Annotated in this window: 27 protein-coding genes and 1 tRNA gene; 12 read left to right on the top strand and 16 right to left on the bottom strand. The window is 39.6% G+C overall.

The window, feature by feature from the left end; translation table 11 throughout:
* Nucleotides 1-9: 9 nt before the first annotated feature.
* Genes pepF through ACLV7H_RS02675 form a run of 7 tightly spaced genes read right to left on the bottom strand, consistent with a single transcriptional unit; the run spans nt 10 to nt 5870 of the window.
* Complete coding sequence (pepF, locus tag ACLV7H_RS02705; RefSeq protein WP_411866284.1) at nt 10-1806, bottom strand: oligoendopeptidase F; 1797 nt, start codon at nt 1804-1806, stop codon at nt 10-12.
* Nucleotides 1807-1816: 10 nt separating this feature from the next.
* Nucleotides 1817-2560, bottom strand: coding sequence for a 16S rRNA (uracil(1498)-N(3))-methyltransferase (locus ACLV7H_RS02700; RefSeq protein WP_411866283.1), 744 nt, complete (start codon nt 2558-2560; stop codon nt 1817-1819).
* A 1-nt stretch (nt 2561) separates the two neighbouring features.
* On the bottom strand, nt 2562-3512 hold the full coding sequence (gene prmA, locus ACLV7H_RS02695) for a 50S ribosomal protein L11 methyltransferase (protein ID WP_411866282.1): 951 nt from the start codon (nt 3510-3512) through the stop codon (nt 2562-2564).
* On the bottom strand, nt 3491-3892 hold the full coding sequence (locus tag ACLV7H_RS02690; protein WP_411866281.1) for a hypothetical protein: 402 nt from the start codon (nt 3890-3892) through the stop codon (nt 3491-3493). Before ACLV7H_RS02690 ends, prmA begins: the two co-directional genes overlap by 22 nt.
* Entirely contained in the window at nt 3880-4317 is a 438-nt protein-coding gene (locus tag ACLV7H_RS02685) for an NUDIX hydrolase (protein ID WP_411866280.1), read from the bottom strand. The genes ACLV7H_RS02690 and ACLV7H_RS02685 overlap by 13 nt, the downstream gene beginning before the upstream one ends.
* Nucleotide 4318: 1 nt before the next feature.
* The gene (locus ACLV7H_RS02680) at nt 4319-5380 is read right to left on the bottom strand and encodes a site-2 protease family protein (RefSeq protein WP_411866279.1); all 1062 of its coding nucleotides are present in this window, start codon (nt 5378-5380) and stop codon (nt 4319-4321) included.
* Nucleotides 5381-5399: 19 nt separating this feature from the next.
* A complete protein-coding gene (locus ACLV7H_RS02675) occupies nt 5400-5870 on the bottom strand; it encodes a DUF3013 family protein (RefSeq protein ID WP_411866278.1) in 471 nt (156 codons plus the stop codon).
* Nucleotides 5871-5985: 115 nt separating this feature from the next.
* On the opposite strand from ACLV7H_RS02675, the gene ACLV7H_RS02670 reads away from it, so the two are divergent.
* The 6 genes from ACLV7H_RS02670 to ACLV7H_RS02645 all read left to right on the top strand — a co-directional run bounded on the left by ACLV7H_RS02670 (nt 5986) and on the right by ACLV7H_RS02645 (nt 12157).
* Nucleotides 5986-7257: a replication-associated recombination protein A gene (locus tag ACLV7H_RS02670; RefSeq protein ID WP_411866277.1), complete on the top strand. Its 1272-nt coding sequence runs from the start codon at nt 5986-5988 to the stop codon at nt 7255-7257.
* A 263-nt stretch (nt 7258-7520) separates the two neighbouring features.
* Nucleotides 7521-7593, top strand: a tRNA-Lys gene (locus tag ACLV7H_RS02665).
* A gap of 339 nt (nt 7594-7932) precedes the next feature.
* On the top strand, nt 7933-8448 hold the full coding sequence (locus ACLV7H_RS02660) for a DUF308 domain-containing protein (RefSeq protein ID WP_411866276.1): 516 nt from the start codon (nt 7933-7935) through the stop codon (nt 8446-8448).
* Between the two features lie 770 nt (nt 8449-9218).
* The gene (locus ACLV7H_RS02655; protein ID WP_061597013.1) at nt 9219-9824 is read left to right on the top strand and encodes a DUF1269 domain-containing protein; all 606 of its coding nucleotides are present in this window, start codon (nt 9219-9221) and stop codon (nt 9822-9824) included.
* 520 nt (nt 9825-10344) lie between these two features.
* Complete coding sequence (locus ACLV7H_RS02650) at nt 10345-10797, top strand: XRE family transcriptional regulator (protein WP_411867066.1); 453 nt, start codon at nt 10345-10347, stop codon at nt 10795-10797.
* A 214-nt stretch (nt 10798-11011) separates the two neighbouring features.
* Entirely contained in the window at nt 11012-12157 is a 1146-nt protein-coding gene (locus ACLV7H_RS02645) for a low temperature requirement protein A (RefSeq protein ID WP_411866275.1), read from the top strand.
* A 466-nt stretch (nt 12158-12623) separates the two neighbouring features.
* On the opposite strand, the gene ACLV7H_RS02640 is transcribed toward ACLV7H_RS02645, so the two are convergent.
* A complete protein-coding gene (locus ACLV7H_RS02640) occupies nt 12624-14105 on the bottom strand; it encodes a M protein trans-acting positive regulator PRD domain-containing protein (protein ID WP_411866274.1) in 1482 nt (493 codons plus the stop codon).
* 312 nt (nt 14106-14417) lie between these two features.
* Between ACLV7H_RS02640 and ACLV7H_RS02635 the strand changes: the two genes are divergently transcribed.
* From ACLV7H_RS02635 to ACLV7H_RS02615, 5 genes are all read left to right on the top strand, one after another.
* Complete coding sequence (locus tag ACLV7H_RS02635; protein WP_045592533.1) at nt 14418-14654, top strand: GlsB/YeaQ/YmgE family stress response membrane protein; 237 nt, start codon at nt 14418-14420, stop codon at nt 14652-14654.
* A 99-nt stretch (nt 14655-14753) separates the two neighbouring features.
* Nucleotides 14754-15317, top strand: coding sequence for an alkaline shock response membrane anchor protein AmaP (gene amaP, locus ACLV7H_RS02630; RefSeq protein ID WP_049484704.1), 564 nt, complete (start codon nt 14754-14756; stop codon nt 15315-15317).
* 10 nt (nt 15318-15327) lie between these two features.
* Nucleotides 15328-15498, top strand: coding sequence for a DUF2273 domain-containing protein (locus tag ACLV7H_RS02625; RefSeq protein WP_000454669.1), 171 nt, complete (start codon nt 15328-15330; stop codon nt 15496-15498).
* A gap of 11 nt (nt 15499-15509) precedes the next feature.
* On the top strand, nt 15510-16106 hold the full coding sequence (locus ACLV7H_RS02620) for an Asp23/Gls24 family envelope stress response protein (RefSeq protein WP_049484660.1): 597 nt from the start codon (nt 15510-15512) through the stop codon (nt 16104-16106).
* A 41-nt stretch (nt 16107-16147) separates the two neighbouring features.
* Nucleotides 16148-16351 (top strand): CsbD family protein, encoded by a 204-nt coding sequence (locus ACLV7H_RS02615; RefSeq protein ID WP_045592539.1) that lies wholly within the window; start codon nt 16148-16150, stop codon nt 16349-16351.
* Nucleotides 16352-16570: 219 nt separating this feature from the next.
* Here the strand turns inward: ACLV7H_RS02615 and ACLV7H_RS02610 are convergent, their stop codons facing one another.
* The 3 genes from ACLV7H_RS02610 to ACLV7H_RS02600 all read right to left on the bottom strand — a co-directional run bounded on the left by ACLV7H_RS02610 (nt 16571) and on the right by ACLV7H_RS02600 (nt 18245).
* Entirely contained in the window at nt 16571-17092 is a 522-nt protein-coding gene (locus ACLV7H_RS02610; RefSeq protein WP_411866273.1) for a hypothetical protein, read from the bottom strand.
* 70 nt (nt 17093-17162) lie between these two features.
* Nucleotides 17163-17687 carry a thiol-disulfide isomerase gene (locus tag ACLV7H_RS02605; protein WP_411866272.1) on the bottom strand — a complete coding sequence of 175 codons (525 nt, stop codon included), beginning with the start codon at nt 17685-17687 and terminating at the stop codon, nt 17163-17165.
* A gap of 102 nt (nt 17688-17789) precedes the next feature.
* The gene (locus ACLV7H_RS02600; RefSeq protein ID WP_411866271.1) at nt 17790-18245 is read right to left on the bottom strand and encodes a GNAT family N-acetyltransferase; all 456 of its coding nucleotides are present in this window, start codon (nt 18243-18245) and stop codon (nt 17790-17792) included.
* Nucleotides 18246-18314: 69 nt separating this feature from the next.
* Here ACLV7H_RS02600 and ACLV7H_RS02595 point away from each other — a divergent pair, with 69 nt between their 5' ends.
* On the top strand, nt 18315-18974 hold the full coding sequence (locus ACLV7H_RS02595; protein ID WP_411866270.1) for a prepilin peptidase: 660 nt from the start codon (nt 18315-18317) through the stop codon (nt 18972-18974).
* Here the strand turns inward: ACLV7H_RS02595 and trpA are convergent.
* Genes trpA through trpD form a run of 5 tightly spaced genes read right to left on the bottom strand, consistent with a single transcriptional unit; the run spans nt 18946 to nt 23270 of the window.
* Nucleotides 18946-19722, bottom strand: a complete 777-nt coding sequence (gene trpA, locus ACLV7H_RS02590) for a tryptophan synthase subunit alpha (RefSeq protein WP_411866269.1) — start codon at nt 19720-19722, stop codon at nt 18946-18948. The two genes, ACLV7H_RS02595 and trpA, sit on opposite strands and share 29 nt — an antisense overlap.
* Nucleotides 19715-20938: a tryptophan synthase subunit beta gene (gene trpB / locus ACLV7H_RS02585; RefSeq protein ID WP_045592546.1), complete on the bottom strand. Its 1224-nt coding sequence runs from the start codon at nt 20936-20938 to the stop codon at nt 19715-19717. The genes trpA and trpB overlap by 8 nt, the downstream gene beginning before the upstream one ends.
* Complete coding sequence (locus tag ACLV7H_RS02580) at nt 20916-21515, bottom strand: phosphoribosylanthranilate isomerase (protein WP_411866268.1); 600 nt, start codon at nt 21513-21515, stop codon at nt 20916-20918. The genes trpB and ACLV7H_RS02580 overlap by 23 nt, the downstream gene beginning before the upstream one ends.
* Entirely contained in the window at nt 21502-22269 is a 768-nt protein-coding gene (gene trpC, locus ACLV7H_RS02575; protein ID WP_411866267.1) for an indole-3-glycerol phosphate synthase TrpC, read from the bottom strand. Before trpC ends, ACLV7H_RS02580 begins: the two co-directional genes overlap by 14 nt.
* Nucleotides 22266-23270, bottom strand: coding sequence for an anthranilate phosphoribosyltransferase (trpD, locus tag ACLV7H_RS02570; RefSeq protein WP_411866266.1), 1005 nt, complete (start codon nt 23268-23270; stop codon nt 22266-22268). Before trpD ends, trpC begins: the two co-directional genes overlap by 4 nt.
* Nucleotides 23271-23276 lie beyond the last annotated feature (6 nt).

The following is a 23276-nucleotide window of genomic DNA, read 5'->3' as shown; positions in this document are numbered from 1 at the left end:
GTCCAATCTTTACTCGCCCAATTCAGAACTGTATGCGATAATCTGGTCAACTGTGTCTGACAAGAACTTGATGGTATCACGGAGTGGTTTGTCCGTGGAGATATCGGCTCCGATAATCATGGCTGATTCAAGTGGTGTCTTGCTACCACCTGATTTGAGGAGATTGAGCCAGTCTTCGGCTCCAGTTTCTGAATGTTTCAGATGAAGGTAACCCGCTGTCGAGATGACTAGTCCAGCTGAGTAGGTGTAACTATACAAGCCCATATAGTAGTGAGCTTGACGCATCCAAGTCAAAGCCGCATCATCGTCAATTTTAATGGCATCTCCCCAGAAATCCGTCAAAACTTCCTTCATAATGCTGTTAAGTTTGCTTGCTCCGAAGGTTTCGCCCTCTTCAATCAATGTATAAACCTTACGCTGGAAGGCTGCTTCCAAGAGGTGGGTGATGAAATTATGGAAGTAGGTGTCTGTCAAGCGGTGAGCAAGGGCAAAACGTTTTTGACGCGGATCGTCAGACTGGTGCTCCAAGTAGTCACTGAGAAGCAATTCATTGAAGGTTGACGGCGCTTCAACATAATAGGTCGACATGTGGGCATTGAAGTAACTCTGATGATTGTCAGAAAAGATAAATTGACCAGAATGCCCGATTTCATGAATCAAGGTATAGACATCACTCAAACGACCTGTCCAGCTCATAAGGACATAAGGATGCACACGATATGGATCCGTTGCATATCCCCCAGAATCCTTGCCACTATTGGCAGCGAAGTCCACCCAACGTTCTTCTTGATAGCGAGCAATTTCCTGACAATATTCTTGTCCCAAAGGTTCTACTGACTTCATGACCAAATCATAGGCATCGTCAATAGTCACTTCAGGATTAAGGGCGCTATCCAAGTCCAATTTCCAGTCTGCGAAGGTCATCTTTTCAAGACCATTGACCTTGGCAACATGCTTGAGGTACCTCTGAGCAACTGGCGCAAATTCTTGCATAATGAGGTCGATCTGACGATCAAACATGGCACGGTCCACTTCTTGCTCAGCCAGAAGATAGTCAAAAACTGAGTCATAGCCCTTCATATCAGCCAAGAGTTTTTCCGACTTGACTTGAGCTAGATAAGTTGCTGCAGCTGTATTTTGGTGCTTACGTAGTCCATCTGAGAAGGAACGGAAGGATTTCTCACGAACCTCAGCGTCCTCGTGGTTTTGGTAGAAATTTTCATAGGTCACAAAGCTATTTTTGTAGGTTTTTCCATGGGCTTCAAAGTCAGCCATTTCAAAGTCCCCAGCTCGCATCTTAGTGTAGATATCCTGTGGACTATAGAAAACTTCACCGAGATTGGTCAAGGCCTTCTCCACATCTGCCCCAAGATAGTGGGCTTTTTTGATTTTGGCCTGACGAATAGCTGCCGTCAAGTGAGGCAATTCACCCAAACGGTCCAAGACTTCCTCGTCTGCTGCCACCAAGGCGTCGTCAAAGAAGGTCAAGGCTACACTGGCATCTGTTTCAAATTCCATTCCAGCTTGGGCGATATTGGCAAATTCTTCATTGCTATAGTCTGTCGTCTGAGGCATAAAAGCATAATTGCCGATATGGCTCATCTGGATATAGATTTGCTCCAATTCCGCAAAGGCCTTCTCAAAATCCTCAAAAGTGTGAAGATTGCCCTTGTAGTCACGGCTAAATTGGGTGATATCTTCGCGAGTCTTTTCGATTGCTCGCAAGAAATCCTCACGGTCTTGGTATAGGGCTGTTAAATCCCAAAGTTCCTTTTCGGGAAATTCTGAACGGTGTTTTTGTTCCATTTTCTTCCTCTTATTTCTCTAATTCTAATAATACGCTAAGGGCTGATAAGGCGTAAAGCGGTGCTGTTTCTGCTCGCAAAATCCGAGGACCAAGGCCTGCCAAGACGGCTCCTTTAGTTTCAAAACTTTCGATTTCTGCTGGTGAGAGACCGCCTTCTGGGCCAAAGATAAAGAGTAATTTGGCTCCTTTTTCAAGACCAGTGACTGCTTGCAGAAGCGCAGCGGCTTCTCCCTCTTTTGCTGATTCTTCATAAGCCACCACAATTGAGTCAAACTGGTCCAGCTGGGCTAGAAAATCTGCTTTTTTCTCAAAAAGTTTGACACTCGGCACCAGATTTCGTTTGCTTTGCTCGGCTGCTCCAAGGGCGATTTTTTCTAGTTTTTCAACCTTTTTGCCCAATTTCTTGCCATCCCACTTGGCGACCGACCAATCAGCTGGAAAGGCCCAGATTTGGCTAGCACCCAGTTCGGTCACTTTTTGAGTGATGAATTCCAGCTTATCTCCCTTGGGAAAGCCGGATGCGATGGTCACTTGGACAGGTAGTTCCACATTGTCAGCCAATTCTTGAACCAACTCAAACTGACGAGTTTCCACATCCAACACGCGCGCCAAGCGCTTAATTCCATCATCAAAGACCAAAGTAATCTCATCACCTTCTTTCAAGCGCATAACCTGAAACATATGCTTGCTGGTTTCCTTGTCCTCAATGGTGACTGGCGAGGTAGCATTACCCTTGACAAAATACTGCTGCATGCTAGCCTCCAATCACACCTGAAATATCCTTGGTTTTCTTAAAGACACAAGCATTCCATTCCCCTTGAATCATGTGAGTTTCGAGGAAAAATCCAGCCGACTCAGCTGACTCTCGCACCATGTCCCACTTGTCCTTGATAATGCCACTCATGATCAGGTAGCCTTCGTCCTTGACCAAACGATAAGCATCGTCCGTCAGATGAATGAGGATATCCGCCAAGATATTGGCCACGATGACATCTGCCTCAATCTCAACACCCTTAAGCAAATCGCCTGGCGCTACATGGATGTTTTCCATACCTGGATTGAGCTCAATATTCTCCTGAGCGACTCGAACCGCCACGTCATCGAGGTCATAGGCAAAGATTTCCTTAGCACCAAGCAGCGAGCTGGCAATAGAGAGAACCCCTGAACCAGTTCCCACATCGATCACTGTTTCGCCACCACGAAGAACCTGCTCCAAGGCAAAGAGACTCATCTTGGTCGTCGGATGGGTTCCTGTCCCGAAGGCCATACCAGGATCTAGCTTGATAATCTTTTCTCCCGTAGTCGCCTCATAGTCCGTCCAAGACGGCACAATGGTCAAGTCATGAGTGATGCGGGCGGGCTCGTAATATTTCTTCCAGTTGTCTGCCCAGTCTTCCTCAGCCAAGGCAGTCGTCCCCGTCTTGACCTCACCCAAATCCATAAAGTCTGTCAATTCTGCTAGACGAGCCTGCAAATCCGCCTCAACCACTGCCACATCAACCGTATCAGGATAGTAGGCTGTCACCACGATTTCTTCTTGCTGCTCGACTTCAGGGAATATCTCACCAAATCGATCCACATTTCCCACATAGTCCATACTGTCCTCGATCGCAACACCTTGCGCTCCTAGCTCAATCAAGAGATTAGAGACCAGCTCCTCCCCCTCACGCTTCACTGTAACTTTTAACTCTTGCCATATTTCCATTTTGAATCTTCCTTATTTTTCTTAAATTCTTCAATCACATCTGTATAGTGTTCTTTCATTGCGCTATGAATCTGCTGTTTAAAAATACCAAACGTAAGATAATAAACAAATAGAACAATTCCTTCAAACAGTATCAAAAACAAAAAATATTCTGAAAATGAAAGTGTTTGATTATTCTCACCTTGTAAAGACAGAACATACAGCAACCCCCAGATAAGGGCCATAGAAATCCCTGCTACTTTAGTGCCACCTTCCCTTTGTTTTTTTAACTTTAAATATTCCATATAGATGAATGTAGCTTCTTCCTTAGAGTATTGCCCAGTTTCTAGTCTGCGTTTAACTTTTTTATTTAACGTCGTTGTTCCAATTATATAAACCACTTCATTTCCTCCAAATAATCCCTCACTCTATCCTGCAACTGAGGTACAACCTTATCTGAGCCAAGAAACTCCTCAATGCTCATCAACTTGTAGCCCTGTCCTTCATCACCAAAGACGATACTATCAAACTGTTCCTGCCTTAACTTGCCAACTAGAAAGATGGATTCCTTCCCCTCAAAAAGCATACTTGGGTACACCTTACTCCAAAGCAGACAGTCCTCAGTCAGATGAATTCCTAGTTCTTCGTAAATTTCACGCGCCACGCACTCGAAAGGACTTTCATCCCCTTCACGGCCACCACCTGGTAACTCCCACATATTGGGCCAAGGGATGCTGGGCTTATCATCGCGTAAGATAGTTAAAATCCTATCCTCACAAAAGAGGGCAATTTTGCAACCAGTGAAATCAGAAAGTTCTATTTCCATATTAGACCTCTTCGGCTAATGCCTTCTCCAACTCCTCTAACCAGTTTTCATAATAACGTTTCTCATCTCGCACCAAGCGGCTAGTTCCCAGGTTTTGTCTAGCAATTTTTATAGCCTTTTCAGTCTGATCCATATCTTTCTTTACCAGAAATTGATACCAGGCTTGCATTATCTGCGTATCTGTCATTTTTAGAGACAAAAAGGATTTAACGCTTCGAATACTTGCATATTGCTCCGCTTTCTCATGATCTCCTTCCAGCAAGGCAATTTGAAGAAGGTATAATTGAGAAAGAGTTTGAGACATCGGATTATCAGTTCTATCTAATAAAGACTGAAAGTGTTTTTTGGCAGCCTCTATCTGATTATCGAATATTAAAACCAGTCCCTGAAAAATCTGAATGCTTTCTGCAAAACTCCCTTTCGCATCCTCAGCAACAGGAATGATAAAGTCTTTCAAATCATATTCTTGAGGAGCTAGCAAGGTCTGGGCAGAATGCCTCAACACTGAGTAGGCGTATTTGGTATTTTCAGGGTGTTGTAGCAATTCCCAGATTTTCGCTCCATCGGTAATCCCAACTGGCTTTGCATTGATGAGAAGAAAAGATAGATTTAGACAAATCCAAGTAGTCGCAAAATACCAGCTTCTTGTCAAAACTCCATACAATATCGCCAATAACATCAAACCAAGATGAACCATCAAGCCTCCTGCAAGCATCAGGATGATTCTTCGATCGCTTTCATCTTCCTTCAAACCAATATACTGAGCACCAACGTTTTTCAGAACAGCTGTTCGACTAAGAGAAAACTTGCCTGACTTTTTGGTCAAAAGAAAATTCCCTAGTCCAAAAGCCACTAGTCGATAGCCTGTCAGGTAACCGCAGACTGCATGACCCAGCTCATGAAGGATAAATATCAGATAAATACTGAAAAAAGTAAATAGGTAGCCTGGAACAAAGACAAACGAAAAGTCTAACTCTTTAAAGGCAATTGTCCCAAAAGCAAATCCTAGCATCAAAAAAACAAAGGACAGACCAGAAATACAAGACAAGACTATTTTCTTCATATACTTTCTTCCCTAGTCTCTAGTATCTCGGATAAGGATAAAACCCTCCCTCTTCCAAGCCGACTTTCCCCTCTTCAAAGACTTCTTGGTTCCATTCCATGACGAACTCTTCTGCTTCTGAGTCTTCCAAAAAGTCCATGAGCGTATCCAGCCCAACCTCTGCAGTGTCTTTGAGGAATAGAGCAAAATAGTTTAAAAATTCACGAGAAAATCCTTTCTTTGGCAGATAAGGTATAACTGTCAAATAGTCTTCCTCATTGACAGTTGACTTAGCAGGGTTGTAAAAGAGTACCGCTTCTTCAAAGAGAATGTCGTCTGACGAAACTTCTCCGTCCTCATCCACCATCTCTACACCAGCAGCATTTTGCGCTTCTAGAAGAAAACTCACTTCAACCGCGTGGTTGCGCTTATCCCAGCTAATCTCATAGTCAAAGGGAAAGTTCTTGTCCAACTCTTCCTGTAAAACATCTAAAAATCCGTATGTTGCCATTTTGTCCTCTTTCTATGCGATTCTTTAATCGCCCCGATTGCTCGGAAATATGCTAAAATAGATACTACCATCTTACCACATATACATCAGAAAATCCATGTTAGAAAGGACTGCTATGCCAGACAATCTCGCGCTTCGCATGCGCCCTAAAACCATCGACCAGGTAATCGGTCAGGAGCATCTGGTCGGACCTGGAAAAATCATCCGTCGCATGGTGGAGGCCAACCGCCTATCCTCCATGATTCTCTACGGACCTCCAGGAATCGGCAAGACCAGTATCGCCTCAGCCATCGCTGGAACGACCAAGTATGCCTTTCGGACCTTTAACGCGACAGTGGATAGTAAAAAGCGACTGCAAGAAATCGCAGAAGAAGCTAAATTCTCTGGAGGATTAGTTCTGTTACTGGACGAGATTCATCGTCTTGATAAGACCAAGCAAGACTTTCTTCTGCCACTTTTGGAAAGTGGTCTGGTTATCATGATTGGCGCAACGACTGAAAATCCCTTCTTTTCTGTCACTCCTGCTATTCGCAGCCGTGTTCAGATTTTTGAATTGGAACCCTTGTCCAATCAAGATGTCAAAGGAGCGATTCAGATTGCTCTCACTAATCCTGAACGAGGTTTTGACTTCCCAGTGGAGTTGGATGATGAGACCCTTGATTTTATCGCAACATCTACTAATGGTGACCTCCGTTCTGCCTTTAACTCTCTGGATCTGGCTGTTCTCTCTACCCCCGAGAATGACAAGGGCATCCGCCATATCACTCTTGATATCATGGAAAATAGCTTACAGAGGAGTTACATTACCATGGACAAGGATGGGGACGGTCACTATGATGCCCTTTCTGCCCTGCAAAAATCCATCCGCGGCTCGGATGTGGATGCCAGTCTCCACTACGCAGCCCGCTTGATTGAAGCTGGAGATCTGCCTAGCCTCGCTCGTCGTTTAACTGTGATTGCTTATGAAGATATCGGCTTGGCCAATCCTGAGGCTCAAATCCATACCGTAACTGCTCTAGATGCTGCACAAAGGATTGGTTTCCCAGAAGCCCGCATCCTCATTGCTAATGTCGTCATTGATCTGGCACTTTCACCTAAGTCTAACTCAGCATATGTGGCTATGGATAAGGCCTTGTCTGACCTTAAAACATCGGGACATCTGCCGATTCCACGTCACTTGCGAGATGGACATTATAGCGGTAGCAAGGAACTAGGTAACGCCCAAAATTATCTCTATCCACATAATTATCCTGGTCACTGGGTCAAGCAAGAATACCTACCAGAAAAAATCCGTGACCATCACTACTTTTCTCCAGAAGATAGTGGAAAATACGAACGGGCCCTGGCTCAACGCAAGGAAACCATTGATAAATTACGGGATTTGTGAAATCCTTTTCAAATAATTGCATTTTCCTCTTGATTTTTTTTGAAAAAGTGGTATCATATAAACATAGAAACGCTGTGGTGTACGACTTCACACTTAAGTGTTGACCGACTATTTTTTGTATTATTAGGGAAACAAAAGTCTTCTAACAGCATGTAGGCCGTCTCACACGGAAACAGCTTCAGTTAGAGCGAGTTGCCCACCTGCTTAATTGCGCGGGTTCAATACAAACCGTGAAGTTTCGGCACCAATACAGCTTTTTATTTGCCTTCTTAGCTCAGTTGGTAGAGCAGTAGACTCTTAATCTATGGGTCGCAGGTTCGAGCCCTGCAGGGGGCATCTAAATCAACAGGAAAAAGCCTTGAAAATCAAGGCTTTTTTGTTTGTCTATAACTGATTTGCCCTACATTTAAATCTATCTTTTCTTTTTGAATCAAATTACATCTTAACAAATAGTGTAAAGCCAGTTACTTTTGCTTTGATGCCATACAATATTTTCATGTAGAGAAGACAAATTTTATCTTCTCTTTTTATTTTCAAAATGATAAAAACTGATTTTCTTTTCATGAATCAGACTGAAACTTCCAAATTGTTTATTTATTTTATTGACATTTTCTATAAAAATAAGTACAATAGTCTAATTATCAAACTATACTATACTATATAGGGGGTATTGAAATGAAATTTTCAAATCGTTTACTGCTATTCCTTGCAGGAGTTGTTTTTGTCCTTTTAGGACTTTTCCTATTTACAAACCCAGTAGCTAATCTTGTTGCTTACAGCTGGTGGATTGCATTTGGTTTACTGGTTTCTTCTATAGCAGCTATTTTAGGCTATTTCTCTGCACCAAAAGAGCTTCGCTCACCTGTTTATCTTTTCCAAGGATTTGTTAGTCTTCTCTTAGCTCTTTACCTCGTTGCTTATGGCTTTGTGACCCTGCCGGTCGTCATTCCGACCATTGTAGGAATTTGGTTAATTGTAGAAGCCATTATTGCTTTCTTTAAAGGCAATCGTTTAGGATTGATTTTCCCTGTTATTGGTAGCAATATCACGTGGGTAGCCTTGCTTGCATTTTTACTAGGTCTAGTGATTCTGTTCAATCCAGTGGCTACAGGTGTCTTTGTCGTTTATGTCATTGCCTTTGCATTTTTAGTTACTGGCTTCACCTACATTATTGAGGTCTTTCGTAAATAGTCTAGTTGCTATTTCTATCGCATTCAAAAAAGCTGGGAAATCATATTCTCAGCTTTTTCGTCTCTTTAATTATCACTTTTTCGCATTCCATTCTGCGTAGAATTGCTCCAAGTATTCTTCCAAAAAGTGATGGCATAGTGCTCTAGCATTCGATAAGTTGCAATAATAACCGGTCGAGAACGGGGCATCGACTCAATCATACCGAAAATAAAAGAGCGAATGTTATCTGCAAAAAGAAAGCTTAGATTCTTTGCGATTTCAACAAAAAAAGCACTGTTTGTACTGACCCCAAAAAGTTAGACAAGTAATTTAAGTGAAGGATTTAGTTCTGTATTTCACAGGACTAATGTAAGTGGCTCATTTGGACTATCCTCCTGTTTTGTTTTGTCACTTACAGTATAGTCCTTTTAGGCTTTTCTTGTATTTTGAGTTTAACTAGCACCACGGGTATTATTTTTCCTTTTACTTACCAGATAGAAGTTAAAACTTAATTGAAAAGAACCATTTAATTTAACTAATGCATGTTCTTAAAATTTCCTAAGTCTACCAACAGCTCTATCTAAATCTTTCTTTTTAATCAAAATTTTAAAATTGCCTAATTTATAGAATATAAGTTTTTAAATAAAAATTTAATCTTTTTGTAATATATTGTATATTGTATAAAAGATTATTGTATGCTATAATTCGCCTTGTATAGCAGTATTTTGTACTATTAAACAATATAGGAGATTTTATTCTATCTCTATAAAGTAATAAAGGAGTGTAAGCCCATGGAAAATGTTGTTGTCTCAATTTTTCATATTGAAAGTGAAGCCTTTCAGGCCTTTTCAGAATTAAAACAGTTTGTTCAAACTGAAAATACCAAATTAGCTCAGGCTTCAATTGTAAAAGCTGAAAATGGTGTTGTTAACGTCAAAGATAGCTTTGATTTGATGAATTCCCTAGGAGATGATTATTTCGAAGGCGGATTAATTGGTAGTTTAATCGGAATTTTAGGTGGACCACTAGGTGTTCTCTTTGGTTTTGCTACTGGTGGAGCAATTGGCGCCTCCGTTGGTTCAGACAAAGAATTGATCAATTCGGCATTAATTACAACCGTTAGTAAAAAGTTGACTAATGGCGAAGTAGCTATTATTGCACTTGTACAAGAAAATGATGAATCTGTTTTAAATGCTATTTTTGAAAAGTATCAGGTTGACATTGCTAGATGGGATGTCGCTACTGTTGCGGCAGAGATAGAGTCAGCTCTCAAAATTCAAGAAGATTTAGAGCATCAAGCTAAAGCTCGCTTAATTGCGGATAAAAAAGAAGCTCGTCGTGAAAAATTTGATAAATTGAAAGCTAATATTAAAGAGAAATTTTCGAAAAAAAATTAACAGACTGAAGAGACTGAGGTAAAAAGATTTCGATTTTTGAAAATCTTTACTATTAAGCTATTTAAATAAATGGTTTAAATTAATAAAAAAGCGACCAAACGGAGTTTTCTGGCACTTAAACTTCTGTTTGTTCGCTTTTTATGTTAGTCATGTAAATTTGTAGCTAATTTACATGACTTTTCTATATTCTCTAATAATAGGCACTGATGATTTATCATAGGTACACTGGTCTCCTGAATCAAAGCTTATAGAGTTATGGTTCGTCTGGCTACGAGGGTCAACATATATAGGTATTATAGGTTTTCTAACCAAATGTGAGTCATTCGTTTTTGCCCCACTTTTGCCCCATTTTTAAATCATGACATTGAAAATACCTAAAAGTACCTTCCGAAAATCATCTATATTTCAATATTTTTGATTACTTTCAATATGAAAATTTCATACAAATTCATGCAGGGGGCATCTAAATACAACAGGAAAAGCCTTGGAATCAGGGCTTTTTTTTGTGTCCTCCCTACTTATGTCCCATCAACAGATGCTCAAGATATATTTTGTGTGTAAAAAAATTCTTTTGCTCCTCTACGAAAAACAAAAAAGCTATCCTACCTTTGCAAATTTGGATAAGATAGCAGAATATTTTAATGCAACTCCAACCCAACTATTTGGAACTAGTAAAGAGATTGAGTTAGAAAAGAGTGTTCTTGAATCTAATGAATACTCTGATAAAGTAAGTGAAATCTTAAAAGCTGTCAAATACATCGAGCATTTCCTACATACTGATGGACAGTACTTAGAGGATTTACTTTACCTAACAAGAGGCAACCAACTATACACAGAAGATGGTAAAGAGTTGTATATTGATCTAACTTCTCAGAAAAGAACACTTCATACCCAATATGAACCTGGTTTTATTGAAGCAAGAGATAAATCTCCACTAGAGCTCTTAATTGAAAATAAGGAGCTATTAGATTAAATAAAAAAAGCGAGGATATCCTCGCTTTTCTATTGTATAATCTTATTCTTCATTATCAATCATCAAACACTCCGCCTGTAAGCTGGTACGTGAGGTAAATGTGCTCCAAGGTTTTGACAATTCGCGCCACATAAAGTTATTTAAGCATATCCTTTTCTCTCATTACCATTTTCTGTTATAATAAATTGTACTTCTAAAATAGAAAGGTCTTAAGATGACAACTCTTATTAAACATAAACGTGTAGAATTTTCAGAACTTTTTTATGACTTAGTTTTTGTTTTTGCAATTTCAAAAGTAACTACTTTAATTGACCATCTTCATAACGGTATTTTGACTTGGAATTCTTTCCTTGATTTTTTCATTGCTTCTTTGGTTCTCATCGATTCCTGGATGATTCAAACCGATTATACCAATCGCTATGGAAAGAACTCTTTATTTAACATAGTAATCATGTTTATCAAAATGGGAATTTTACTCTTTATAGCCAATATGATTGGACCTGATTGGCAACAATATTTTCATTATCTCTGTTGGGCTATTGGTACATTAACCCTTACCTTATTTTTTCAATATTTGGTTGAATTTTTTAGAAAATCAACCGATGATGTTAATCGGGAAAGTATCAAAGGTTTTCTATGGATAACAGGTCTAGGAAGTTTAGGAGTCTATTTAGCAGCTCTTCTTCCTATTTACCTTAGAGTCTATATCTTATTTGCTAGTATTCTGCTAACATTTATTATGCCAAGTATCTTGCTTAATAAAGATAAGCATTACCAGGTAAATCTCCCCCATTTAATCGAGCGCATCTCCCTTCTTGTCATTATTATGTTTGGAGAGATGATTACGGAGCTAGCTAACTTCTTTACAATCGAGAATTTCTCGATTTATTCGGTTCTTTATTTCATTATTATGATTTCTCTGTTCTTGTTTTATTTTGGTCAATTCGACCATGCTATTGATGAAAAATCTAATCAAAAGGGGCTATTTCTAATTTACAGTCACTATCCTATTTTCATTGGGCTTATGATGATGACTGTATCGATGAGTTTTCTTCTGAATCCTGAAGCTAATCGTCTCTTTGCAACCAGCTTCTCTTATATCGGATTTGGCCTCTTTCAAGCTGCTGTCCTAGTAAATGGGCCCCATAACAAACACTATCTACGCTATTCGAAAAGTTACTACTGTGTCCAAGCGACACTCTATCTGGCTGCCTTGATTCTCTCTTTAATCTTTGCTTCTAATCCTATAATAGTAGTGAGTATAACAACCATTTTAGCTCTAGCTATAACCATTCATTTTATTTATTTTTATATGACACAGAATAAAAAATATTCCAAATCTAACTGGGAGTTATTTTAATGAGTTTATAACATAAAAAAAGCTTTGGGAACCAAGGCTTTTTTTTCATTAATTTGTTTTTCCATTTTATCCTCCAATTTGATCTCGCACTGACATTTATTTATAACAAAACTATATATCTAGAATAGCATAATCATTAGGTATTATAGGTTTTCAAACAAAATACGAGTCATTCGTTTTTGCCCCACTTTTGCCCCATTTTTAAATCCTGACATTGAAAACACCTAAAAGTATTTCCCTAAAATCAGCTATATTTCAACATTTTTGTTTATTTTCAATATGAAAAGTTCTTACAAATCCATGCAGGGGGCATATAAACAACAGGAAAAAGCCTTGATCTCAAGGCTTTTTTGTTTGTTTTGAACTAAGAAATGACAAGATTTTTAGGTTATTCTGAGTCTAATATAGATGAAATTCTTTCCTTATAAAACAAAAAACGCTATCTAGCGTTTTTTGTTATTCTTAGTTACTCGTCTAATCGAATAAACATCATTGCGTTAAGCAAAGAGATGAGAGCGACTGTATTGACATTATTGGAATAGATCAGTCTCTTATTTTCAATAGGAGGAATTATAAAATTAGAAATAATGATGTCGTAAGGTGATTCTTTTAGAGCATCAATGGACAACTCTAATTCACTCCAGACCTCCAGTTCAAAATTGTTACTGCAATAGTAAGCAAGTGTCTCGGCTACTGATTTTGCATGATACTGATCAAAATTACTCATGACCAAAACCTTTAATTTAGGTTGATTTTGTAAAAGATTTAGCACCAAGTGTTTGCTATGGGTAATAAAAGTATAGGTCAAGTGATTGACTTTCATTGAATTACGATCCATATCCAAAGCCTCTAGATAGTGTTCAATCCCTTCCTTCACCTCTGAAACAAATCGAGGGAAAATATTTTGAAAGTTTTTGATTGTATTGCCTTTTTGATCAAATAGGATAAACTCTGTCGATAATTCCTGGCGATGCAGATGTGCTGTATTGTGCAGATGCCAAATCAGATTGTCTCTATTGTCTACTTGGAGATTATACTCTCTTGATACCTGGTCTACTAGATTGCCCAATAACTGATACGATTTTTTTACATAGCTGTCTGTTTTTGCATGGTTCAGAAATACTTCTTCATCTAAGAAAAACATTTTTTGAAAATAGGATGCAAACAGTTGACCGATCACTTCTTTATTTAGAGAGATATGATATTCAGAATCAAAGCTCGCTACAATCTCTTCGATTTCTTCTGCCTGCATGAACGATTCCAACAATTGATTATTAAAAGAATCTCTCTCTACTTCCAGGAAATGTCCAAACTTTATGCGATATAAATTTGTAACCAGAAGCAATTTTAACATTCTGTGAGTTGATAAATTCATCGGGAAAGAAGTTGCTTTATAGACTAATTCCAATAATTGAGACAAGGGTTCTTGAGAAAAATTTTCAAAAGGCCATTCAAGGAAATAATATTTCTCTGAAAAATACTGGGCAAAAAAGTAACGGATATCGATTTCATTTCCAGTGATTCGAACTGGATTGAGGCTAATTTCAAAACGATATTGCTTCTTAATAATTTTATTAATATGACTGATGATACGGTAAAGAGAGGAAGAACTGATATAAAACTCTTTGCAAATATTCTGTTTATCACATCCTTCATTAAAGAAGATAAATTCTAATATTGAAAAGTTAGTTGAATGCTTAAAAAAATGATGATAGACCATTTCAATATCACTATCGTCAGTATTAATGATACGGATACCATTTGTCGAGGAATGAAATAGCAAGTCAGGAAAAGAAGATCTGACATGGGATAAGTCATCTTTTACAGATCGTTCTGCACAGTGCAATAAATCTGCTAGTTCTGAAATATGAAACCAGCGTTTGTTTTCAAATAGTAATTCTAATAATTCTAATTGTCTGTGACTTTTTTTCGATAATAAATCTCTCATGAACAGCTTTTCTCTCTTTATAATAAACTAAACGATTGCCTATCAATCTTCATGCACAATTATACCATATAGAGTGCATTTATCCTTTTACAACGACTTTTGCTTGTCATCAAAAGACTAGTATAATCACTTAGAAACTCAGCAGCACCAGTATTTTCTTATTTATTTGTACCTTCGGTGTATTTTTATAATACGTAATTCAAGACAAATTATTACCTTTCCATATTTAAATGTTATATAATAAATGATATCAAAGAAATTAATTTTCTGAAAATGATTCTTTGATTTAGAAATAGAAAAGGAGGATACACTATGTTGTGGTCCATTATTGTTGGAGGTCTTATTGGTCTCATCGCAGGTGCAATCACTAAAAAAGGTGGTTCAATGGGATTGATTGCGAATATCATTGCAGGTCTTGTCGGTTCGTCTGTAGGTCAATCACTTCTAGGAAGCTGGGGACCTTCATTGGCTGGAATGGCTATTATTCCATCAATCGTAGGTGCAGTAATTGTTGTTGCCGTAGTTTCATATCTATTTGGTAGAAAATAAGCTCTACCTAATAAGAAATTAAAAGTGATAAACCATAATTTTGAATACTCTAGACGGGCAAAATTATGGTTTAAAGCTTTTCAATTGAAAGGATTTAATATGTCAAAATCAAAGAAAATATTGTTACTTATTTTCTGTATCTTAATCTTGACTATTTTCCTTCCTATTCTCATAGATTATCATCAGGTCAGTGATTTAGGAATCCACTTATTCAGTTGGAGAGAACTCTACGCTGAATTCCTGATTGCTAGATATGTCTTTTGGGGGACACTTGTCCTTTCTGTTTTAGTTTTAATTTCAATGTTAGTGATACTCTTTTATCCTAAACAATATCTAGAGATTCAATTAGAAACTCAAGAAGATACATTAAAACTAAAAAACTCAGCTATCGAAGGCTTTGTTCGATGTTTGGTCATTGATCATCAGTTGATCAAAGAACCAACGGTCCATGTAAATAGCCGCAAAAATAAATGTTTCGTTACTGTAGAAGGGAAAATTCTTCCTTCAGACAACATCTCAAACCGATGTCTAGTCATTCAGAATGAAATAACTCATGGATTAAAGCAGTTCTTTGGTATTGAACGTGAGGTAAAACTTGAAGTTAAAGTTAAAGAATATGAACCTCGAAAAACGACCAAAAAGACTGTTAGTCGTGTAAAGTAAGGAAGTAAAAATGGAATGGTTTAAAAAATATCAGTATCCAATTATTGCAGGTCTAGTAGGTGTCATTCTCGCTTGCTTTATCTTATCCTTTGGCTTTTTCAAAACACTATTTGTACTAATTTGTGGAGCCTTAGGAGCATTTGCTGGATACTATGTTAAGGAAAAATATTTAAATAAATAAAGGAGTCTCGTATGTCAAACGTAGATAAAAATGTAGAAAAAAAAGATGTTGCTGTTGTTTCTCAAGATGTTAAACAAGATGTTAAAGGGGAACTCACTTATGAAGATAAAGTAATCCAAAAAATCATTGGTCTTTCACTTGAAAAAGTACCTGGACTTTTGGATGTTGATGGAGGATTCTTCTCTAATCTAACAGAAAAAATTATCAATACAGATAATGTCACTCATGGTGTCAATGTTGAAGTTGGGAAAGAACAAGTCGCAGTTGACTTGAACGTTGTTGTTGAATACCAAAAGAATGTCCCTGCTTTGTACAAAGAAATCAAAGATGTTGTCGTATCACAAGTTACAAAAATGACTGATCTAGAAGTTGTTGAAGTCAATGTGAATGTTGTTGACATCAAAACGAAGGAACAGCATGAAGCAGATTCAGTTAGCCTTCAAGACCGAGTAACTGACGTGGCTTCTTCAACAGGAGAATTTGCTTCAGAACAATTTGAAAAAGTAAAATCTGGTATCGGTTCAGGTGTCGCTACTGTTCAAGAAAAAGTAGGCGAAGGTGTTGAAGCCGTTAAGGGCGAAACAAATGAAAAAGCTCGCGTACACTAATTCATCTGGTCTAAATTAATCAATTTAAAGGAGGCAGAATCATGTCAACAGAAGAAAAATTTAACCAAGCAAAAGGTTCCATTAAAGAAGGTGTCGGCAAAATGATCGGCGATGAAAAAATGGAAAAAGAAGGAACAGCTGAAAAAGTTGTTTCTAAAGTAAAAGAGGTTGCTGAAGATGCTAAAGATGCTGTTGAAGGTGCTATTGAAGGTGTTAAAAACATGCTTCACAAAGACGAAAAATAAGCCTAAACGTTAATTGACCTTTTTATCTATAGTAGTCAAAAAGAGGATCGCAAATGTCCTCTTTTTTTGTAGATCGGATTCTAAACACGCTTCCCAATTTTCGCTAAAAGGTATTGTCAACAGGAAAAGCTCTGGTTTCAGGGCTTTTTTTGCTTGTTTAAAATAATATCTCCCTTTTAAAGAAAGAAAATTTAAAAGGTTGCACACTACTAGACGTGCTTATTTATCCACCACCTGAGCTTCAAATTGGGCTGGTTGGTTGTCTACGTTGGTAATGGTAATCGTGTAGGGCTTGTTATAGGTGGCATCAAACACTTTTTCACCTTGGTAACTCACAACAACTCCATCTTTTACTAAATAAATATCTGGTTGGCTGTTTGGAAGTTCTTCGTCCTCCTCGTCCAAACCATGGTTTTTTATAATTTTTTGTCCCTCTACTTCATAGTAAACATCGCTGTTTCTCTCACTCCAAACACCAGAGCCAGTTGATTTAATTCTGCTTGAATCGTTTTTCTTCAAGATGAAGATTGAATAGTATTCCAAATCTTGTGTTCTGGGATTTACTCTTAAATTGACGGATTGACCTGCTTGAAGAGTGTATTTGCCATAGTTCAAAACTGAAAAGATAAACCAAACTAGCAGCAAACTATACAAGACTCCTATAAAGATTCGTGAGCGCCTACTTTTAAACAAAAGTAAAAGTAACACAGAAGAGACAATAAAGAGCAATTCTGTAAACATTCTTGTCCCCCCTTTCTTATAATCGTTCACATCCTGAACAAGGTCTCGCGTTCATTTCTCACTAGTAACCTCAACCATACAAAGTCTGATACATCTTATTTAGAAAAGCTTTCAACTCTTTTCGAATAATCTTTAACAGGCGTTCTTCTTCGGCTTGAGAAATGTTCACACTTTCTTTTTTCTGATTACTAATATGAGAATAGTAACTACGTTTTAGGGTTAATTGATTGTCTAAAATATAGTAGGCATTTATTTGTTCCTCATTTACCATTGTTTCAAATAAAACCGAGACTTCATCCCTACTAGGATTCAACATTTTCAAATCGATGTCTCCTTTTATCCCTATGGAGTCAATTCCTCCATCCAAGCGGATGGCACCGTCAGGGGGAACAATATAACCTGCTTTTCGCATGTCAGACGCATATTTTCCTGAATCCATTAAATGTTGTAAGACAGCTATATTGTCCTGTTCTTCAAAGGAAGCCTTTAGTTGGAACCGTTCTTGGTGGCTTTGATACTGAAAATAAAGATTGATACCAACAACTAAGGCAAGTACAGAAGCGAGCAAGATTCGTATTTTTCTACATCTCGACATGTTTATCTCCTCTATCTAAGAAATCATAGAAATTTTGTTTCCAACTTTGAAAGGTAACTGCCTTATCCTTGAAAATCCTTGGGACTCTGACTCAAGTGACTGCTACCTACCCTTTTTCATTATGTATTTTCGTATAGGTACTTCAACCATTTGAACGATTTCAAATCCTTCTTTTTGGTAAAGCTTGTGAGCTGTTTGATTTGCCTCGTAGACATTTAGAGAAATAGTATCTATGTTTTCATTTTCAAAGACCAAACTAACAAATTTCCTTAAAGCCTGGCTACCTAAGCCTTGCCCCTGTTTCTGGGGATTGATAAAAAATCTCCCGATATGAAGATTCCTGTCTTCTAGCCTGATTTTCTGGATAAGCCCCACAAACTCTTGTCCATCAAAGATTGAAAAAATTCCTTCCAAATCTTGCAAGACTTGAATGGTCAAGGGAAAAGGAATCATTGTTCCCATCCATTGTTCTTGAAAGGATTTGCCAAGGGAGTTGGACCATTGGCATACAAGTTGAGCATTTTCTATACTTACCTTTTCTTCAAAACGAATCGTCATCTTTGCCTCACCATCTTATCTATGTTTCTCCATTATACTACTTCTTCTATTTTTTACGAATAGATAAGTATGATTGATCTTTATTTTTTTCTTGTCGGGAGCATTCTCGCTTCTTTCTTAGGTTTGGTCATTGACCGTTTTCCTGAGCAATCCATTATTCGACCAGCTAGTCACTGCGATTCCTGTCAGACTCGCTTGCGTCCCTTAGATTTGATTCCGATTATCTCTCAAGTAATTGGTCGCTTTCGCTGTCGCTACTGCAAGGCTCGCTATCCATTCTGGTATGCCCTCTTTGAATTGGGCTTGGGTGTCCTCTTTCTGGCTTGGTCATGGGGCTGGCTTTCCTTGGGTCAAGTCATCCTAATCACTGCTGGCTTGACCTTAGGTATCTACGACTTTCGCCATCAGGAATATCCCTTACTAGTCTGGCTGACGTTCCACCTAATCCTCCTGGCTTTCTGTGGTTGGAATCTGGTCATGGTCTTCTTTCTTATCCTTGGAATTTTGGCTCATTTTATCGATATCCGCATGGGCTCAGGGGATTTTCTCTTTCTGGCTTCTTGTGCTCTCGTCTTTAGCGCGACAGAGTTGCTCATCTTGATTCAGTTTGCTTCTGCGACGGGGATCCTAGCTTTTCTCCTGCAAAAGAAAAAGGAAAGACTTCCTTTTGTGCCTTTCCTCTTACTTGCTGCTTGTTTGATTATTTTTGGTAAGCTACTGCTTGTTTGATAAAGTCCTGAATCGGCTCTCCTTGGTGGAGAGCTTTTACAATTTTCGAACCAACGATAACGCCATCTGACACTGCATTAAAACGTTCCACATCATCCTGACTAGATACGCCAAAACCTGTCAAGACTGGGATGTCTGCTACTTGATGCAATTGTTCCAAGTGCTTGTCCAAGTCTGCATGGTAATTTCCTGATTTCCCTGTCACCCCATTGATGGCAACGGCATAGACAAAGCCTTCTGCTCCCTTGATCAACTCTTTCTGACGTTCAAGTCCTGTTGTTAAACTAACTAGGGGAATTAAAGCCATATCTGTGTCTGCCAAAAAAGGATCCACAAAATTGGTATGTTCATGAGGCAGGTCTGGGATAATCAATCCCTTAACGGCTGTATCTGTCAGATCTTTGACAAATTTCTCCACACCGTACTGAAAAAGGGGGTTAAAGTAGGTCATAATGACCAGCGGAATCTCTGTTTCAATGGTTTTCAAGGTTTCAACCAAAGTCTGGGTAGAAGTCCCATGGGCTAGACTGCGCAAGCCTGCTTCTTCGATCACAGGTCCATCTGCAACTGGGTCTGAAAAGGGAATGCCCACTTCAATAGCAGAAACACCCAAATCTTCTAGAAAGTGGATTGTTTCTCCTAGTCCATCCAAACCTTTCTCGTGGTCTCCAGCCATGATATAGGGAACGAAAATTCCTTTTCCAGCTGCTTTTATAGCATTCAATTTTTCTGTTAAAGTCTTAGGCATGCGCTTCTCCCTTCTTTGCTGCATCTGCTTCCAAGCGGTCTTTAACTTGAACCACATCCTTGTCCCCACGTCCAGATAGGCAGACAATCATAGACTTGTCTGGTCCAAGTTCTTTGGCCAACTTCACTGCAAAAGCGATAGCATGGCTAGATTCCAAGGCTGGGATAATCCCTTCCACACGAGACAAGAGTTGGAATCCTTCCAAGGCTTCATCGTCTGTCACAGGAACATAGCTGGCACGTTTAATATCGTGGTAGTGAGAATGTTCTGGACCGATACCAGGATAGTCCAAACCTGCTGAGATAGAGAAGGCTTCAAGAATTTGACCATGCGCATCTTGGAGCACATCCATAAGAGAACCATGGAGAACACCTGGACGTCCCTTGGTCAAGGTCGCTGCGTGATGCTCTGTATCTACACCAAGTCCAGCTGCTTCAGCACCATACATGGCTACTGACTCATCTTCTACAAAGGGATGGAAGAGTCCGATAGCATTAGAACCACCACCAACACAAGCTACTAGGGCATCTGGTAAATCTTGGCCGGTCAAGTCACGGTACTGTTGTTTAGCCTCTCGCCCGATGACACTTTGAAAATCACGAACAATTTCTGGGAAAGGATGAGGCCCCAAGGCAGAACCAAGGATATAGTGGGTATCATCGATATTTGTCACCCATGAACGAAGGGCTGCATTGACCGCATCCTTAAGCACGCGCGAACCATCTGTCACGGCCTCAACCTTAGCTCCCAAAAGCTCCATTCGGAACACATTAAGGGCTTGACGTTTAACATCCTCTTCACCCATATAGATGGTACATTCCATGTTGAAGAGTGCCGCAGCTGTTGCGGTTGCTACACCGTGCTGACCAGCACCTGTTTCTGCGATAATTTTCTTTTTACCCATGCGTTTAGCAAGCAAAACTTGTCCCAAGGCATTGTTAATCTTGTGGGCCCCTGTATGGTTAAGGTCTTCCCGTTTGAGGTAAATCTTGGCTCCGCCGATATGTTGGGTCAAGTTTTTTGCGTAGTAAAGAGGCGTTTCACGACCTACATACTGGCGCAAGAGTTGGTTTAATTCCTCTTGGAAACTGGGGTCTGCCTGACTTTCACGGTAGGCTTTTTCCAACTCCAAAACTGCTGTCATCAATGTTTCTGGGACGAAACGTCCGCCGAATTTTCCGTAAAATCCATCTTTATTTGGTTCTTGATATGCCATGCTTTACCCTCTCTATAAATCTTCTGATCTTTTCATGATCTTTTTGTCCATCTGTCTCCACTCCGCTTGATACATCTACTGCATAGGGAGTAAAGTGTTGAATTGCTTTTACTACATTATCTTCATTAAGCCCACCTGCGATAAAGAAGGGCTGAGCTAGTCCTGTCGTATCCAGTTGACCCCAGTCAAAGGTCTGGCCACTCCCAGCAACAGGGGCATCAAAGAGTAGATAATCTGCCTGAGAATTTGGCACATGACCATTTCCATCTACTTGCACAGCCTGAATACTGGCACAAGGCAAATTCTCAAGCAAACCATCCCCTACCTGACCATGAACTTGAATCAAGTCCAAGCCAACTTTTTCAATCGCTTCTAGCAGTTCTGCCCGACTTGGTGAAACAAATACACCAACCTTTTTAACGTTGACAGGAATGAGCTTTGCCAGCTCAGCAGCCCCTTCCAAGGTCACCTGCCTTTTACTGGGTGCGAAGACAAAACCGATGTAATCCGCCCCTGCTGATACGGCTATCTCTACCGCTTCTTTGGTCGATAATCCGCAAATTTTAACCTTTGTCAATTTGCAACTCCTTAATTCTCTGGGCTACATCTTCCGCCTGCATCAGAGCTGTCCCAACTAAAATTCCGTTAAAGTATGGTGCTAGTCGTTCCGCATCCTGCTTTGTGAAAATAGCAGATTCAGAAATGTAATAACAATCTTCCTTAAAGTGCTGGGGCAAGTCTACACTGGTCTGCAAGTCGACTTCAAAGGTGGTCAAGTTGCGGTTATTAACCCCAATAATCTCAGCACCAAGTCTGTGGGCTACTTCTAGTTCAGCTAGATTGTGGGTTTCCACCAAGACTTCCAGTCCAAGCTCTGTCGCGTAGTCATACAGTTCCTTGAGACGTTCTTCTGACAAGGCAGCCACAATGAGCAAGATAACTGTCGCGCCGGCATTGCGAGCACGGATGATTTGCTTTTCATCGATAATAAAGTCCTTGTTGAGCGTTGGAATTCCTACCTGACTAGAAATCTCTCGTAGATAATCCAAATGCCCTTTAAAGAAAACTTCATCTGTCAAAACCGAAATCATCACTGCGCCGTTTGCTTCATAAGTTTGGGCCTGTTGCACAATATCCACATCGAGATTGATATCTCCTAGACTAGGGCTAGCCTTCTTGACCTCAGCGATTACCTGTAAACGGTCTTGATGTTGTTTTAAATAGTCAGCTAAGCGATAGGTCTGGCGCAAGGGCTGGACTTCCTCCATCTCCATTTGCTTGACCTCACGCGCCTTCTGCTCTAAAATTCGTGCTAAAAATTCCTGACTCATTTTTGGTACTCCTGTAACAGTCTGAGCTTTTCAAGGGCCTTGCCACTAGCAATCACTTGACGGGCCAAGGAAACTCCTTCCTTGATACTAGCTACCTTACCATTAGCATAGAAACCAAGACCAGCATTTAGAACTGTCGTTTCCAAGAATGGACTTGGTTCGTTTTGAAGAACGCTGAGCAAAATTTCTGCATTTTCCTGAGCATTCCCTCCACGAATATCTTCGATAGCGTAGCCTTCCATCCCTAAATCCTCTGGAGTGAAGCTTGACAAGGTGATTTCGCCATTTTCAAGAAGAGCAATCTTGGTTGTTCCGTTCAAGCCAGCTTCATCAAGCCCTTCTGGTCCAGCAACCACGATGGCACGTTTGCGACCCATATTTTTCAATACCTGAGCTGTACTTTCTAGCAGTTCTGGACGACTAATTCCAAGAAGCTGTGTTTCCAAGGCCATTGGGTGAATCAGGGGACCAGTCAAGTTCATAATCGTTGGAATCCCTAATTCCAAACGAGCTGGCATGATGTATTTCATAGCTGGGTGCATATTTTTGGCAAAGAGAAAGACGATTCCAGTTTTATCAAATACCTTACCTAGTTCAGCTGGTTTGAGGTCTAGATTGATTCCCAAGGCTTGAAGGACATCTGCCGAACCCGATTTAGAAGAAATCGAGCGGTTACCATGCTTGGCCATATGAACACCGCCACCAGCCAAGACAAAGGACGCAGTTGTCGAAATGTTAAAGCTGAAGGACTTGTCTCCACCTGTACCGCAGTTATCCATAGCGTCCTGGATTTCAGTTGGAATGTGTTGGGCATGGCCTCTCATGACTTGTGCAATGGCCGTGCGCTCTTCAGGTGTTTCTCCCTTCATCTTAAGCGCCAAGAGGAGAGAAGCAATCTGTGCTTCTGTTACACGTCCAGTTACGATACGCTCAATGACATCCGTCATTTCCACACCTGACAAATTTTCAAATTTTGCTAGTTTTTCAATAATCTCTTTCATCCTAGT

Source organism: Streptococcus oralis, from assembly GCF_965111685.1.
In the GTDB taxonomy this organism is placed as follows: Bacteria; Bacillota; Bacilli; order Lactobacillales; family Streptococcaceae; genus Streptococcus; species Streptococcus oralis_B.
The sequence above is the reverse complement of the archived record's forward strand: the minus strand, read 5'-3'. Positions and strand labels throughout refer to the sequence as shown.

What these genes read in the sequence shown, in the direction of transcription:
- pepF (WP_411866284.1), bottom strand. Translation starts at nt 1,806, where the DNA reads ATGGAACAAAAACACCGTTCAGAATTTCCCGAAAAGGAACTTTGGGAT.
- ACLV7H_RS02700 (WP_411866283.1), bottom strand. Translation starts at nt 2,560, where the DNA reads ATGCAGCAGTATTTTGTCAAGGGTAATGCTACCTCGCCAGTCACCATT.
- prmA (WP_411866282.1), bottom strand. Translation starts at nt 3,512, where the DNA reads ATGGAAATATGGCAAGAGTTAAAAGTTACAGTGAAGCGTGAGGGGGAG.
- ACLV7H_RS02685 (WP_411866280.1), bottom strand. Translation starts at nt 4,317, where the DNA reads ATGGAAATAGAACTTTCTGATTTCACTGGTTGCAAAATTGCCCTCTTT.
- ACLV7H_RS02680 (WP_411866279.1), bottom strand. Translation starts at nt 5,380, where the DNA reads ATGAAGAAAATAGTCTTGTCTTGTATTTCTGGTCTGTCCTTTGTTTTT.
- ACLV7H_RS02675 (WP_411866278.1), bottom strand. Translation starts at nt 5,870, where the DNA reads ATGGCAACATACGGATTTTTAGATGTTTTACAGGAAGAGTTGGACAAG.
- ACLV7H_RS02670 (WP_411866277.1), top strand. Translation starts at nt 5,986, where the DNA reads ATGCCAGACAATCTCGCGCTTCGCATGCGCCCTAAAACCATCGACCAG.
- ACLV7H_RS02660 (WP_411866276.1), top strand. Translation starts at nt 7,933, where the DNA reads ATGAAATTTTCAAATCGTTTACTGCTATTCCTTGCAGGAGTTGTTTTT.
- ACLV7H_RS02655 (WP_061597013.1), top strand. Translation starts at nt 9,219, where the DNA reads ATGGAAAATGTTGTTGTCTCAATTTTTCATATTGAAAGTGAAGCCTTT.
- ACLV7H_RS02650 (WP_411867066.1), top strand. Translation starts at nt 10,345, where the DNA reads ATGTCCCATCAACAGATGCTCAAGATATATTTTGTGTGTAAAAAAATT.
- ACLV7H_RS02645 (WP_411866275.1), top strand. Translation starts at nt 11,012, where the DNA reads ATGACAACTCTTATTAAACATAAACGTGTAGAATTTTCAGAACTTTTT.
- ACLV7H_RS02640 (WP_411866274.1), bottom strand. Translation starts at nt 14,105, where the DNA reads ATGAGAGATTTATTATCGAAAAAAAGTCACAGACAATTAGAATTATTA.
- ACLV7H_RS02635 (WP_045592533.1), top strand. Translation starts at nt 14,418, where the DNA reads ATGTTGTGGTCCATTATTGTTGGAGGTCTTATTGGTCTCATCGCAGGT.
- amaP (WP_049484704.1), top strand. Translation starts at nt 14,754, where the DNA reads ATGTCAAAATCAAAGAAAATATTGTTACTTATTTTCTGTATCTTAATC.
- ACLV7H_RS02625 (WP_000454669.1), top strand. Translation starts at nt 15,328, where the DNA reads ATGGAATGGTTTAAAAAATATCAGTATCCAATTATTGCAGGTCTAGTA.
- ACLV7H_RS02620 (WP_049484660.1), top strand. Translation starts at nt 15,510, where the DNA reads ATGTCAAACGTAGATAAAAATGTAGAAAAAAAAGATGTTGCTGTTGTT.
- ACLV7H_RS02615 (WP_045592539.1), top strand. Translation starts at nt 16,148, where the DNA reads ATGTCAACAGAAGAAAAATTTAACCAAGCAAAAGGTTCCATTAAAGAA.
- ACLV7H_RS02610 (WP_411866273.1), bottom strand. Translation starts at nt 17,092, where the DNA reads ATGTTTACAGAATTGCTCTTTATTGTCTCTTCTGTGTTACTTTTACTT.
- ACLV7H_RS02605 (WP_411866272.1), bottom strand. Translation starts at nt 17,687, where the DNA reads ATGTCGAGATGTAGAAAAATACGAATCTTGCTCGCTTCTGTACTTGCC.
- ACLV7H_RS02600 (WP_411866271.1), bottom strand. Translation starts at nt 18,245, where the DNA reads ATGACGATTCGTTTTGAAGAAAAGGTAAGTATAGAAAATGCTCAACTT.
- ACLV7H_RS02595 (WP_411866270.1), top strand. Translation starts at nt 18,315, where the DNA reads ATGATTGATCTTTATTTTTTTCTTGTCGGGAGCATTCTCGCTTCTTTC.
- trpA (WP_411866269.1), bottom strand. Translation starts at nt 19,722, where the DNA reads ATGCCTAAGACTTTAACAGAAAAATTGAATGCTATAAAAGCAGCTGGA.
- trpB (WP_045592546.1), bottom strand. Translation starts at nt 20,938, where the DNA reads ATGGCATATCAAGAACCAAATAAAGATGGATTTTACGGAAAATTCGGC.
- trpC (WP_411866267.1), bottom strand. Translation starts at nt 22,269, where the DNA reads ATGAGTCAGGAATTTTTAGCACGAATTTTAGAGCAGAAGGCGCGTGAG.
- trpD (WP_411866266.1), bottom strand. Translation starts at nt 23,270, where the DNA reads ATGAAAGAGATTATTGAAAAACTAGCAAAATTTGAAAATTTGTCAGGT.